This window comes from Devosia ginsengisoli, from assembly GCF_007859655.1.
GTDB lineage: Bacteria > Pseudomonadota > Alphaproteobacteria > Rhizobiales > Devosiaceae > Devosia > Devosia ginsengisoli.
On the sequence record NZ_CP042304.1, the window covers coordinates 1,304,335 to 1,318,230 of the forward strand.

Annotated in this window: 11 protein-coding genes and 1 other annotated feature; of the genes, 5 read left to right on the forward strand and 6 right to left on the reverse strand. The window is 63.7% G+C overall.

Features of this window, described 5'->3' with window-relative positions:
• Nucleotides 1-32 precede the first annotated feature (32 nt).
• Nucleotides 33-90 (reverse strand) — a sequence feature (sul1 is cis-regulatory element that is thought to sense ions involved in sulfur or methionine metabolism; They are found in Alphaproteobacteria).
• 56 nt (nucleotides 91-146) lie between these two features.
• Entirely contained in the window at nucleotides 147-818 is a 672-nt protein-coding gene (locus FPZ08_RS06305; RefSeq protein WP_146289191.1) for a L,D-transpeptidase, read from the reverse strand.
• 161 nt (nucleotides 819-979) lie between these two features.
• Here FPZ08_RS06305 and FPZ08_RS06310 point away from each other — a divergent pair, with 161 nt between their 5' ends.
• From FPZ08_RS06310 to FPZ08_RS06325, 4 genes are all read left to right on the forward strand, one after another.
• Entirely contained in the window at nucleotides 980-1,633 is a 654-nt protein-coding gene (locus FPZ08_RS06310; protein ID WP_146289192.1) for a YoaK family protein, read from the forward strand.
• Between the two features lie 260 nt (nucleotides 1,634-1,893).
• The gene (locus FPZ08_RS06315; protein ID WP_146289193.1) at nucleotides 1,894-2,787 is read left to right on the forward strand and encodes a hypothetical protein; all 894 of its coding nucleotides are present in this window, start codon (nucleotides 1,894-1,896) and stop codon (nucleotides 2,785-2,787) included.
• Nucleotides 2,788-3,105: 318 nt separating this feature from the next.
• Nucleotides 3,106-4,083 (forward strand): Bug family tripartite tricarboxylate transporter substrate binding protein, encoded by a 978-nt coding sequence (locus FPZ08_RS06320; protein ID WP_186767227.1) that lies wholly within the window; start codon nucleotides 3,106-3,108, stop codon nucleotides 4,081-4,083.
• Nucleotides 4,084-4,177: 94 nt separating this feature from the next.
• Nucleotides 4,178-6,604: a tripartite tricarboxylate transporter substrate-binding protein gene (locus FPZ08_RS06325; protein WP_146289195.1), complete on the forward strand. Its 2,427-nt coding sequence runs from the start codon at nucleotides 4,178-4,180 to the stop codon at nucleotides 6,602-6,604.
• A gap of 73 nt (nucleotides 6,605-6,677) precedes the next feature.
• Here FPZ08_RS06325 and FPZ08_RS06330 read toward each other — a convergent pair whose 3' ends face one another.
• Together FPZ08_RS06330 and FPZ08_RS06335 are read right to left on the reverse strand one after the other, a co-directional pair.
• Complete coding sequence (locus FPZ08_RS06330; protein WP_146289196.1) at nucleotides 6,678-8,174, reverse strand: tripartite tricarboxylate transporter permease; 1,497 nt, start codon at nucleotides 8,172-8,174, stop codon at nucleotides 6,678-6,680.
• A 2-nt stretch (nucleotides 8,175-8,176) separates the two neighbouring features.
• A complete protein-coding gene (locus FPZ08_RS06335; RefSeq protein WP_186767228.1) occupies nucleotides 8,177-8,638 on the reverse strand; it encodes a tripartite tricarboxylate transporter TctB family protein in 462 nt (153 codons plus the stop codon).
• A 215-nt stretch (nucleotides 8,639-8,853) separates the two neighbouring features.
• On the opposite strand from FPZ08_RS06335, the gene FPZ08_RS06340 reads away from it, so the two are divergent.
• A complete protein-coding gene (locus tag FPZ08_RS06340) occupies nucleotides 8,854-9,525 on the forward strand; it encodes a hypothetical protein (protein ID WP_146289198.1) in 672 nt (223 codons plus the stop codon).
• Nucleotides 9,526-9,528: 3 nt separating this feature from the next.
• On the opposite strand, the gene FPZ08_RS06345 is transcribed toward FPZ08_RS06340, so the two are convergent.
• The 3 genes from FPZ08_RS06345 to clpS form a co-directional block, all read right to left on the reverse strand.
• Complete coding sequence (locus FPZ08_RS06345) at nucleotides 9,529-10,650, reverse strand: hypothetical protein (RefSeq protein WP_210246864.1); 1,122 nt, start codon at nucleotides 10,648-10,650, stop codon at nucleotides 9,529-9,531.
• 146 nt (nucleotides 10,651-10,796) lie between these two features.
• Nucleotides 10,797-13,136, reverse strand: coding sequence for an ATP-dependent Clp protease ATP-binding subunit ClpA (gene clpA, locus FPZ08_RS06350; protein WP_146289199.1), 2,340 nt, complete (start codon nucleotides 13,134-13,136; stop codon nucleotides 10,797-10,799).
• Between the two features lie 9 nt (nucleotides 13,137-13,145).
• Entirely contained in the window at nucleotides 13,146-13,559 is a 414-nt protein-coding gene (clpS, locus tag FPZ08_RS06355) for an ATP-dependent Clp protease adapter ClpS (protein WP_186767229.1), read from the reverse strand.
• Between the last annotated feature and the right edge of the window lie 337 nt (nucleotides 13,560-13,896).

Sequence of the window (13,896 nt, forward strand, 5' to 3'; positions counted from 1 at the left end):
CGCTGCAGCGCATGGCAACGGGAGCGATACGTTGGTGACCGGGGGATAGGCGCCCGGAGAAGCCACCCGGAGCAAGGCCCCGAGTCCGACGAAGGCTCTCCTGATGCCGGAAAAAACCGAAAATCGCAACCGGCCAGCCGTGTGGGCTATGACGGCAGCACGATCACCTTGGTATCGACCGGGGTCTTTTCGTAGAGATCGACCATGTCCTGGGTGAGCAGGCCGACGCAGCCGCTGGAAACGCCTTTGCCGATCGTTTCGGGCATGATGGTGCTGTAGATCGTGTAGAGCGTGTATTTGCCGTTCTGGTAGAGATAGAGCGTGCGCGCACCGAGCGGATTGTCGAGGCCGGGCGCCATGCCATTGGCATAGGGGGCGGCCTCCGGCTGGCGCAGGATCATCTCCCGGGGCGGCGTCCAGACCGGCCATTCGGCCTTGCGCCCGATATAGGCGTCACCGCTCCACAGGAACCCGGCGCGGCCGACATTGGCGCCATAGCGCGTGGCAAGCCCGTCTCCCTCGATGCGGTAGACGTAGTAATGGCGGGGATCGACAATGATCGTGCCGACCGCTTCGGTGGAGGCGTAGCGCACGGTCCGGCGCAGATATTTCGGATCGACCTTGTTGAGATTGACGGCGGGGACCGCGAACCGCTCGTCGGGCAGCGGGCCATAGACCCTCTCGGCTTCCGCGCGGCTCATGCCCTCCAGACTCGTGCAGCCGGCAAGCCCGACCGCGCCGACTACAGCGGCAGAGGCGACCAGGAAGGACCGCCGGTTCATCAGCTCTGTCGCCTTGGCGCCATCGTCCATGATCATGATTGAGACTCCCCGCAGACCGGAATGGCCAAAGCCTTCGGCGATGAAATTGGTCCGAGCGAGCGCAATTGGCAAGGTCGATGTTGCGGCTGGGGATCGCGCCCCCTTGCATCCGCCTGCCCCGCTTGCAAATCTCCGCCGAACCCCCTGCGGAATCAGCCATGACTCCTACGCCCCAGCTCAGCCTCGGCCTGTTGCTCACCGCCGCGGCCGGCTTTGCCGATGTGATCGGCTTCATCGAACTGGGCGGGCACTTCACCTCGTTCATGAGCGGCAACACCACCCAGCTCGGCGATGCGCTGGCGGGCGGCATCTGGCCGGTGGCAACGCTGACCGCGTCGCTGGTCGGCCTGTTCTTCCTCGGCAGCGTCGCCGCTTCCCTGCTGGCCTTGCTGGCCGGACCACGCTGGGGCTCGAGCGCCGTGACCGGCCTGGTGCTGGTCAGCTTCGCCGCAACGCTGGGCCTGGCCTATGCCGGCGTCCCGCCGAACCAGTTCATGCTGATCCTGGCCGCCGGAGCCGGCGCGCAGAACGCCATCCTGCCCTCGACCGGCTCGGTGCGGCTGGGCACCACCTTCGTCACCGGCACATTGTTCATGGCCGGACAGGATCTGGCCCGCGCATTGCGCGGCGTGGCGCCACCCTGGCGCTGGCTGCAGCACATGCTGGTCTGGGCCTCACTGCTGCTGGGCGGCCTGCTGGGCGCCTGGGGCTACGGACTGGCCGGCGTGAACGCACTGCTGGTAGCGGCGGCAGTGTATCTGGGGTTTCTGGTGGCATTTCTCGTACGCCGCCCGGCCAAGGTGGTTTCGTAGACGATGCAGGGCGGGCGCCGGTGGCTTCAACCAAAGGCGCGGAGCCACCCGGCTGGTAACCGTCCCGAAATCTACCCAGTTTCCGAGTTGAGTAGATATTGGTACGCTTCTGTGAGCGCACAATAAAATGCGTGCGCTTATCGGGGGCGCATGCGGGACATCAAAGAAGGGCAACTGCTGCCCATCCATTTCGACTTACCGCGGCATGTCATTCCGCTCCGCACGTAGAGACAGCGGAGAGTGCAGGCCGGATCGCCGATGTGATCAACCAGGAACTCTTCGGCGGCACGTTCACGCTCGAAGTCGTCATCATCCCCCCGGAGGAAGGCACCTTCCTCGCCAAGCTTGGCATTGTCGTGACAGTTGTCGGAATTTGGGTCGCCCAGCAGATAGTAGCCGGCCCGCTGAGTGATTTCGGATCTGGGGTGTTTGCGGAAATCGTCTCGAAGGACGCTTCGGACGTCGGACGGGAGATGGTGCAAGGTGTCCGCGCCGCGTTCGACGAACTCATGTCTCCTTCGGAAAACCAGGAGGCGAAGTGCGAGGCTGCTTCGGTCGTGACTGTGGCGGCGGTGAAATGGATACTACAGGAGGACAACGAGGACATCGAGGAGCTGCCCGTCGCTCCTGTGCTGCGCGAGGCCTTGGTCGCCAAGCGACGCTTCTATGAAGCCTGCAAGGCGGTCCAGGACCTGAAGGGCGTCGGTTTCAGCCGGCAGCCGACTTTTCCTATCAAACGTAGTGACTTCCAGCGCCTCAGCCAGATACCCGAGGGCTCGGATGACGACGAGTGGCGTGTCGCCATCGAGAACATCACCGGCACATCTCCCAACTGGAACCGCAATGACACGGCCCGCAACTGGAAGGGCGCGGACCAGGACGGCCATGCCCGTTACTTCGTGATACGTGACGAGCGCTTCTGGGAGATGGTGTTCCGTGGCCAGTTAAGTCCGCGGATCGCCGACAGCATGCGCGTGCAGTGGGCCTATAAACAGGGTCCCAAGCGCCGCAAGAACCACATCGTCCTGCGCGTCCTGCAGTTCAATGGCGTTAAGGTTTCCGATGAGATGACGGATCGCGAGCTGCGACCGTTTCTCGACAGCTTCCAGCGCGTGCAGCACGACGAGCCGTCCTTCTTCGATGACCCGAGATAGCCCACCACTACCGCAGCGCAGGTCCGCGTTCTTTGGTATCTAAAGCCGAAGATACCCGACTTGACGTGCCGTTGAATTGGATCGTCGCCCGTTTGCCTGTGGCGTCCTTAGGATCGATTGACCGAGGCCGCCCGCTTGACACCGAAGATCGCACGGTTCTGGCTGTCGTGGCCGGAAGCAGCTTGTCTGCACCCCCCTTCTCCGCCGGTACTGACGGTGGACCTCATTTCGCTAGACGAAATGCTCCACCTCGGTGCATGCGCCGCTTCACCTGAACTGCCATGGTTGCTATGTGCTCTTGGCACTGGGAGGAAAACAATGCTCGGGAATAAATTCGGAGCCACCGCCGCTGCAACGCTGGCAGCCACACTGACCCTGGCGAGCAGCGTGGCGGTGCAGGCGCAAGGGGCTTATCCGGTCGATACGGTGACCATGGTCGTGCCCTATGCGGCCGGCGGCGCGGGCGACATTGTGGGCCGGCTGGTGGCCGACGAACTCAGCCGGCGGCTGGGCGTCAATTTCGTGGTGGAGAATGTCGGCGGCGCCAGTGGCGCTATCGGGGCGGAACAGGTGTCGCGCGCGCCGGCCGATGGCAGCACCCTGCTGCTGGCGGGCAATGCCATCTTCACCACCGCACCGCATCTGGCCGATGTCGGCTTCGAACCGTTCGAGGACTTCACCGCCATCGCCAATGTGAGCGAGGCCGTGCGCATGCTGGTGTCGTCCAAGTCGCTTGACGTATCGAATCTCGAAGAGTTCGTTGCCTATGGCAAGGACCATCCTGGTGAGCTGAACTACGGCTCGGTCGGCGTGGGCTCCACCGGCCATGTGGCCACCGTGGACATGCTGCAGACAATGGGGATCGAGGCGACGCATATTCCCTATAAGGGTGCGGCAGAAGTGGTGCAGGCCGTGTTGTCGGGCGACGTGCAGTTCATGATGGATGCCGCCGCCGTGGCCCAGGCGCGCCAGGACACTGTGACGGCGCTCGCCGTTCCCGGCAATGAGCATCTGGCCGAATTCCCCGACGTGCCGTCGCTGGCTGCGCTGGGCTATGACAGCATCAGTGGCACCGGCTGGCAGATGGTCATGGGACCGGCCGGCATGCCGGACGACGCCGTCGGCATGATCGAGACGGCCCTCGAAGAGGCCAGCGCCGACCCCGCCTTCATCGACAAGCTGACCAAGGCCGGCGTTTCGCCGCGCTTCATGGGCGGCGAAGAGCTCGAGACGGCTTTGCGCTCCGACTATGATCGCTTCGACGAACTTCTGACCGGCCTGGGCCTGGCCCAGTAACACGCCACGCCGTTTCACCTGACAAGCCATCACATCAGGCGCCGCAACCCGGCGCCTGAGCAACACGGCACATTTGCACCTCGGGGGAGGAACAATGATCAAGCAACTGGCGGCCGCTGGCGCCGCAATCCTGGCAGCACTGATTTCGGCCGGCGCCTCGTCGGCCCAGGAGAGCTATCCGGTCAATACGGTGACCATGGTCGTGCCCTATGCGGCCGGCGGGGCGGGCGACATTGTCGGCCGGCTGGTGGCCGACGAACTCGGCCGGCGGCTGGGCGTCAACTTCGTCGTCGAGAATGTGCCCGGCGGCGGTGGCCTGATCGGCGCCGAACGCGTATCGCGTGCGCCGGCGGACGGATCGACGCTGCTGCTGGCCGGCAATGCCATCATCACCACCGCGCCCCACGTCTCCCCGGCCGGGTTCGATCCGATTGCGGACCTCGAGGCGATCGCCAATGTCAGCGAGGCGGTGCGCATGATGGTGGCGTCCAAGACCTTGCCGGTCAGCAATTTCGAAGAATTCCTCGCCTATGCCAAGGCGCATCCGGGCGAGTTGAACTATGGCACGGCCGGCGTCGGTTCGACCGGCCACATCACCACGCTGGGCATTGTCGACGCCATCGGCATCGAGGCGATGCATATTCCCTATGGCGGCTCGGCCCAGGCAATCCAGGCGGTCCTGTCTGGCGACGTGCAGTTCATCATCGACGCCACGGCCATCCCGCAGGTCCGCCAGGATGCGGTCACCCCGCTGGCCATCCCGGCCGATGCGCGGCTGGCGGAATTTCCCGATGTCCCGGCGCTGGGCGAGTTGGGCTTCACCGGCATACGCGGCGCCGGGCTGCAGATGGTCATGGGGCCATCAGGCATGTCGGCAGAGGTGGTGGCCAGCATCGAAACGGCCCTGCGGGAGGCCAGCCAATCCAGCGAGTTCCAGGATATACTGACCCGCGCCGGCGTCGCCCCGCGTTTCATGAGCGGCGCCGAGCTTACGGCTCACCTGGCCGACGAAAACGAATATGTCGGCCGAGCTGGTCGAAACCCTGGGCCTGGCGCAGTAGGCTCCCTGCCAATCGATGTCGGCGGCCCCGGCCGCCGACTTTTTCCTGCGCGGCCGTCGCGCCATTTCCCAAGGGTCCAGATGCCGTATCTGAGTTCGCAACTTGCCGACTGGGCCACCGGCCTGTCACTGGCCGACGCACCGGCCGCCGTGCTGCACAAGACCAAGCTGAACATTCTCGACCAGATCGGCGTGATGCTGGCCTCAGGCGGACTGCGCAGCGTCGAGGCGGCGCGGCGTGCGCAGCAGGATGTCGACGGCGGCAGCGGCGCGCACAGCCTGTGGGATTGTCGGGAGACATCCATTGCCGGCGCCGCCTTCCTCAATGGTGTCGCCTCCTCGGTGCTCGAATTCGACGACACCCATATCGCGACCAATATCCATATTACCGGCGTGGTTCTCGCCGCAGCTTTGGCCGAGGCCCAGCGCGCGCCGACCAGCGGCAAACAGTTCCTCGAAGCCGTGCTGATCGGCTCGGAAATATTCTGCCGTCTCGGCCAGGTCTCGCCCGTGCGGATGCATGAGCTGGGCTTTCACCCGACCAGCGTCTATGGCGTATTCGCCTCCGCCTATACCGCAGCGCGGCTGCGCGGGCTTTCCGCCGAGACCATGGCCCACGCGGTGGGTACCGCCGCCAGCCTGTCTGCCGGGTCCATCAGCGCTTTCCAGGATGGGGCGGACAGCAAGACATTGCATGTCGGCTTCGCCGCGGCGGCCGGCATTCGCGCCGTAGCGCTGGTCAACCAGGGCCTGTCGGGACCCGGCGCGGTCTTCGAAGGAAAATTCGGCTGGTACCGGAGCTATATCCAGTCGGATGTCGACTTCCAGTTCGAGGCGCTGCTGCACGAACTGGGTTCGCGCTGGGAAGTGCTCAACGTCGCGCCCAAGCTCTATCCCTGCGCCTATACGCTCATGCCGTTCATCCATGCGGCTTTGCACCTGCGGGCCAACAATACGTTCAGGCTCGATGAGATTGCCGAGATCCGCTGCGAGATCATGCAGCGGTCCTTCCGCACGGTGTGCGAACCCGTGGAGGAGAAGCGCCGGCTGCGGAGCTCCTGGCATGGCCGCATCAGCCTGCAGCATACGGTTGCCGAGGCGCTGGCGCTTGGCCGGTTCGACAAGTCGGCCTATGCCGAAACCAGCCTGCGGGACCCTGTCATCAACGCGCTGGCGGACAAGGTGGTGCATGTGGCCGACCCGATCGCCGATGCCGATACCAGCCGCTCGCGCGGCGTGGTGTCGATCCGCATGACCGATGGCGGGGAGGTCAGCCACACAGTGACGGACATGCTGGGCACCAGCCGCAACCCCGCTGGTGATGCGGTCTATATCGACAAGTTCCGCGCCAATGTCAGCGGCGTCATCCCCGATGATGCGGTGGATGGGCTGATCGACCGCCTGCTCGGCATGGAAGAGCTTGCCGATATCGAGGCGCTACTGGCGCCGTTGCGCCGCTAACCGAGCGCGCCGCATATACAAAAAGCCCGCCGGATAGACGTCCGGCGGGCTTTGTTTTGTTCGTTGCGAGGGGTCAGTCCGTCGCTTCCGCCCTGCCCCGGCGAACGAAGGAGGTCGTCGTGGCCAGCAGCACGGCAATACCGATCAACACCAGGGTGAGGCTGATCGGACGCTCAAGGAAGACCATCGGATCACCACGCGAAAGCGTCATGGCGCGGCGGAAATTCTCCTCGAACATCGGCCCCAGGATGAAGCCGAGAATGAACAGCGCCGGATTGCATCCCGCCGCCTTGAGCAGGTAGCCGAACAGGCCGAAGAACACGAGCGAGTAGATGTCGAAATGCGACGAACTCAGCGTGAAGACCCCGACGCAGGCGAAAGCCAGCACGAAAACATAAAGCCAGTGATAGGGCACGCGGAGCAGCCGGACCCAAAGCCCGATCAGCGGCAGGTTCAGCACGACCAGCAGCAGGTTGCCGACCCACATCGAGACGACGAGCCCCCAGAAAAGCTGGGGATGATCGCCCATCATGCGGGGGCCCGGCTGAACGCCGTGGATCATGAACGCACCCAGCATCAGGGCCATGGTGGGGCTGCCTGGAACGCCCAGCAGCAGGGTCGGGATGAAGGCGGTCTGCGAGGCGGCATTGTTGGCCGATTCCGGCGCAGCCACGCCCTCGACGGCGCCCAGGCCGAAGCGCTCGGGTTCCCTGGAGGCGCTTTTCTCGACCATGTAGGCGCTGAATGAACTCATGGCGAGCCCCGCGCCGGGCAACACCCCCAGCAGGGCGCCGAGGCCGGTGCCGCGCAACACGGCGGGCCAGGCGCGACGGAAGTCATCGCGGGTCGGCCAGAGGCGGCCGATATTGCGGGAGGACACGGCCTCGCCCTGCGGTTCGCCGATATTGCCGATGATTTCCGCCACGGCGAACAGGCCAACGGCCAGCACGGCGAATTCAACGCCATCACGCAGCTCGGGAATGCCGAAGGTGAAGCGGAAAAGGCCGGTCGACACATCGGAGCCGACGGTGCCGAACGCCATGCCCAGCAGCGCCACGCCCACGCCCTTGACCACGCCACCGCGGGTCATCGCGGCCGTGCTGAGCAGCGCCACAAAGACCAGCGCGGCATATTCGGCCGCGCCGAAGCGCATGGCGATGGCGGCAAGCGGCGGGCCTGCAAGCGCGATGATCAGCGTGCCGACAGTGCCAGCGAAGAAGGAGCCCAGCGCGGCGACGGCCAGGGCGGCGCCAGCGCGTCCCTGGCGCGCCATCTGGTGGCCATCGATGCAGGTCACCGCCGATGAGGCCTCGCCGGGCAGGTTGACCAGGATGGACGTGGTCGAGCCGCCATAGGCCGCGCCATAGAAGATGCCGGCCAGCATGATGATCGAGGCTTCCGGGGTCAGCCCAAAGGTGAGCGGCAGCAGCAGCGAAATGGTGATGATGGGCCCGACACCGGGCAGCACGCCGATAGCCGTGCCCAACGTCACGCCCATCAGGCAGTACAGCAGGTTGACCGGCGTTACCGCGACCTGCAGGCCCATGACCAGTGAGGATACGAGATCCATGCTCAGAACCTCCAGGTCACGAGGCGGAACGGAATGCCCAGCCCGAATTGGAAGATGGCGACGATAAGCGCGACGACACAGACCAGCACGGCCAGCATTTCGCGTTTGCGCCCGCCCGTGTCGGCGAACCAGCTGATGCCGACCAGCGCGGCCAGAGCCGGCAGCAGGCCAAGGCGGTCGATCAGCAGGCCAAAGGCAAGAAGGGCAACCAGGATCAGCAGCAGCGGCCGCAGCTCGCGCGTGGGAAACGCCGAGACGAATTGCTGCCCCGTCCGCCGCGCCGCAGCGGTCTGCAGCAATTGGGCGACGCCGGTGATGCAAAGCCCTGCCCCGACCAGCATGGGCATGGCGCCGGAACCCAGTGCCCCCAGGGAGCCAAAACCGTAGCCATAGCCTATGGTGATGGCTACGACGCCGAAGGCAAGAAAGATCAACGCTGCAAGCAGGTCCGAATGAATAGTCAAGGCTCGGCACTCCGGGGTTCTTGGCGACGACATCGTGTTTTGACGAATTATCGGCGTCGAGTCGACGCTGGACCCTCGCGGTCATGGGTGGCGGAGACAATGCTGCATGCCGCCCATTCCACCTGCCGAAACGATCGGTTCTGCCACCCTACTTGACGTAGGGGCATCCATGTCGCTGTTGTCCAGCTGGCGGGTCTCTGGCAGCGGAGAGCATGATGGACTTCCTCAAGCTTCTGAAATCGATCGAGGAACTGCTCTACGAGCTCGTGACCTGGATCGTGTTCTATCCGCTCACGGTCGTGAAGGTGCTGGTCCGCCCGGTGCCCATGATGGCCTATGCCGAGGCCGAATTGCGCGATGATGTCGATGAGCAATATGCCGATACGGTGAGCCCGCCCATCGCCCTGCTCATCACGCTGTTCCTGGTGCACACATTGGAAGCCATCGTGCCGCGCACGGGCGCCGCGGCAATTCCGGGGCTGCTTGCGGACGACAACAACCTGATTGCCTTCCGAGCGGTCGCCTTCAGCATCTTCCCGCTGTTGCTGGCCATCGTTTACCTGCGCCAGCGCGGCACCAAGCTCACCCGCTCGTCGCTCAGGCCGGGATTCTACGCGCAATGCTATGTCGCGCTTCCATTCGTCATAGCCTTCACGATTGGCGGGATGATCGCGACACGCGGCCAGCCTGTCATCGGTTTGCTGCTCATGGGCGCCGGCTATGTCTGGTACGTGGCCGTACAGACAATCTGGCAGAGCCGTGACGGCAAGGTCGGGCCCGTCATGGCCTGCCTCGCCGCGATCGGCGCGACGCTGGCGGCGACGGCGGGGCTGGTGGCCGTGACCGCCATCACCGGATTTGCCATCGGCATGGTGAAAGTGCCGTGATTTCTAGAGCTTGCCGTCAAGTTCCTCGGGCGCGGCAATGGTTCGCATCCATTTGAGCGACTGGACTTCCCAGGCAGGGTCAGCGGCCTGCAGGTCTGCCAGCAGTCCTGGAAAGTGACCGGCGCCATAGGTGATGTAGATCAGCTCGTGGCTATCCTTGCCGATGCGCTCGGCCAGGGCCCGGTTGCGAAAATCGAGGATTACCTTGTCCATCTGGTCCGGAACCGCATCGGCATTGAGCGTCGCGGTCATGAAGCCTCGGCAGACAGTACCGGCGATACTGCGCAGCTCGGGGGATCCATTCTGCAGCCAGCCGATGATGCCGGTTAGCCCGGCACCTGACTCCGGCGCCTCGGTGGCTGTCTCGGCCGTTGTAGACGCGGGCTGCTCGGCGGCCGCAAAGGCCGGATCGGACTGCATCAGCCGATCATATTCGTGCATCATGTCAGCCGTCGTCACATCGGCATTAATATGCCGGTCGGGGCGCGCCGCCATGTCGGACGCGAGCAGGCCGAAATAATCCAGCTGGAACTTGAGGCCGCAGAGGCTGCTGATCATCTGGTAGCTGGTATTGAGATCACCCCCGCCAGCCAATGTCCGCGAAAACCAGGCATCGCCTTCGGGCGAACCTATGACCCCTTCGTAATAGAGCACGTAGCCATCTACCAGGGCCTGCTCTAGGTCGTAGACCACGCTCTTGTAAAAAAGCTCCGAGCCGACATGGGACATGCCCTGGAAGACAACAGTCTTATCACCGTTGGACAGCGTCACCTGCGGCACGGTCAACGGATTGAGGGCGGTTTGCAAGCCGTAGTAGAAAACCGGCGCAGCCGCGGCGATGCCAAGGAAGAACAGCAGCGCCAGGAATGCCTTGGCAAGGCTGGCCAACCAGGATTGCAGCCGCTGACCGCGAAACACGGCGCGGACGATCCAGGCGCCTGGGACAGCAAGAACAATTGCGATAACAGCAACAGCGAGCAGGACCAGCCACGATACGTCGATCAGCACCGGCAGGCTCAACAGAAACCCCACCGCCAACACGAACCAGACAATGGCGGAGACTCGCAGCTTGAACCGTTGGCCACTGCCGATATTGGCAGGGTGGACTTGCGCACCTTCAGTCAATGATGCCCCCATGTGAAAGGGCCAAGCCACACATTGCGACGGCCCCGCAGGATCAATCTAGGCCACGAAAACAAAGCCCCGTCGAGCCCATCGATACGCCCCTCCCAAACAATAAAAAGGCCCGGATCGCTCCGGGCCCTTTTGCGTCAGTTCTTGTCGGCGGTTGCCTTGGGCTTTTTCGGCTTGGGCAGAGCCTTGGGCTTGGCGGGGCGTGGGGGCACGGCCACCAGTTCCAGCTTGGCTTCGGCGCCTTCGCCAACCACGGCTACGGTGACCGTGCCGCCATTGATCAGTTCGCCGAACAGCACCTGGTCGGCCAGGGGCTTCTTGATGTGCTCCTGGATCACGCGGCCAAGGGGACGCGCGCCCATGCGCTCGTCATAGCCGCGCTCGGCCAGCCAGTCGGCGGCTTCGGGCAGCAGGTTGATCGTGACGCCGCGCTCGGCCAGCTGGCCTTCGAGCTGCAGCACGAACTTTTCGACGACGCGACGCACGACCTCGCGCGGCAGCGGCGCGAAGGAGATGATCGCGTCGAGCCGGTTGCGGAATTCCGGCGTGAACAGGCGGTTGATCGCCTCTTCATCGTCGCCTTGCTCGCGCTTGCGCCCGAAGCCGATCGGGCTCTTGGCCAGTTCCATGGCGCCCACATTGGACGTCATGATCAGGATGACATTGCGGAAATCCACCGACTTGCCGTTGTGATCGGTCAGCTTGCCGTGGTCCATGACCTGCAACAGGATGTTGTAGAGGTCCGGATGGGCCTTCTCGATTTCGTCGAGCAGCACGACGCAATGCGGATGCTGGTCGACGCCATCGGTGAGCAGGCCCCCCTGGTCGAAGCCGACATAGCCCGGCGGGGCGCCGATCAGGCGGCTCACCGTGTGGCGCTCCATATATTCGGACATGTCGAAGCGCAGCAGTTCGACGCCGAGCGTATCGGCGAGCTGCTTGGCCACTTCGGTCTTGCCGACGCCAGTCGGGCCGGTGAACAGGTAAGAGCCGATCGGCTTTTCCGGTTCACGCAGGCCGGCACGGGCCAGCTTGATGGCCGACGACAAAGCCGTGATCGCCGCATCCTGGCCGAAGACCACGGTCTTGAGGCTCTGTTCGAGGCTCGACAGCAGTTCGGCATCGGACTTGGAGACCGATTTGGGCGGGATGCGCGCAATGGTGGCGATGGTCGCCTCGATGTCCTCGACGTCGATGACCTTTTTGCGCTTGTCCTCGGTGACCAGCATCTGGCTGGCGCCGGTTTCGTCGAGCACGTCGATCGCCTTGTCGGGCAGCTTGCGGTCGCTGATATAGCGGGCACTCAGTTCCACGGCGGCCTTGAGGGCATCGTCGGTGAACTTGATCTTGTGGAACTCTTCGTAATAGGGGCGCAGGCCCTTGATGATCTCGATGGCATCGGGGATCGAGGGCTCGTTGACGTCGATCTTCTGGAAGCGACGCACCAGGGCCCGGTCCTTCTCGAAGAACTGGCGGTATTCCTTGTAGGTGGTCGAGCCGATGCAGCGGATCGCGCCCGAGGCGAGAGCCGGCTTGAGCAGGTTGGACGCATCGAGCGCACCGCCCGACGTGGCGCCCGCGCCGATCATGGTGTGGATCTCGTCGATGAACAGCACCGAGTTCGGCAGCTTTTCAAGCTCCTTCATCACGGCCTTGAGACGTTCCTCGAAGTCGCCGCGATAGCGGGTGCCGGCCAACAGCGAACCCATATCGAGCGCGTAGATCACCGCTTCCTTGAGCACTTCGGGGACATCGCCCTCGACGATCTTGCGGGCCAGGCCTTCGGCAATCGCCGTCTTGCCCACGCCGGCATCGCCGACATAGATCGGGTTGTTCTTGGACCGGCGGCACAGCACCTGGATGGTGCGGCGCAGCTCGGCGTCACGGCCGATCAGCGGATCGATCTTGCCGGCGCGAGCCTTGTCATTGAGGTTGACGCAGAAATCGGCCAGGGCCGAGCTCTTCTTGGTCTCGCCGCCACCTTCGCCATGGTTCTCGCCATCCTCGGCACCGCGCACCTTGCGCTCCTCGCTGGGACCGGACTTGGTGATCCCGTGGCTGATGAAATTGACCGCGTCGAGCCGGCTCATATCCTGCTGTTCGAGGAAATAGGCGGCATGGCTTTCGCGCTCGGCAAAGATGGCGACGAGCACATTGGCACCCGTAACCTCTTCCCGGCCCGATGACTGGACATGGATCACCGCGCGCTGGATCACGCGCTGGAAGGCGGCGGTGGGCCGCGCATCCTGGCCGGAAGCCACGATCAGGCTGTCCAGCTCTTCATTGATGAAATCTTCGAGGTCGCTCCTGAGCGCGTCGATATCGACATCGCAGCCGGTGAGCACGGCGATCGTCTCGCGGTCGTCGGTCAAAGCCAGCAGCAGGTGCTCGAGCGTAGCGAACTCATGGTTGCGCTCGCGCGCCAGGTTCATCGCCTGATGCAGAGCCTTTTCAAGTCCGCGGGAAAATGAGGGCATATGATGTTCCTATTGCTTTTCCATCACGCATTGCAGCGGATGCTGGTTCTTGCGTGCCGTATCCATGACCCGTGTGACCTTGGTCTCGGCCACTTCGTATGGATATACGCCGCACTCACCCACCCCCTTTTGGTGAACGTGCAGCATGATCTGCATGGCCTCTTCACGCGATTTGTTGAAGACGTCCTGCAGGACCAGAACGACGAATTCCATCGGCGTGTAATCGTCGTTGAGCAGAAGCACCCGATAAAGGTTCGGGCGCTTGGTTTTGGGACGGGTCTTGGTGATCGTCCCGGTTTCGGTGCTGCCTTTGCCCGGCTTGTCGGAATCGTCGTCCTCCGGCCCCCCATGGGCAGGCATGGCCGCCAGACGCAACGCGGCTGGGGCCTCTTCGGTCAGGGCGAGGAGGTCAATCAATGTCATGGCAGGGCATCTGTCGCAGAGAAAACGAAGCAGCATGGTGAGGACCATTATGTAGGCAAAAGATCGCCGGTGTTAAGGGGCATGATGTCTCGATTTTGTGACCGACGAAAATAGTGCCACGCCCTCGTGGTTCGAGGGTCGCTTCGCTCTCGCCTCACCATGAGGGCTACTGATGTACCGCGCTCAAAGTAGCCCTCATGGTGAGGTGCGCGTTCTTCACGCGCCTCGAACCACGAGGGCGTGGCACCTTCTTGCCCCCTCACCCATCCGTGACCACTCTTCCACACCCACGCCAAATTCGTTCGCATTTTACGGAATGGTAACGGCAGGTGGCTAT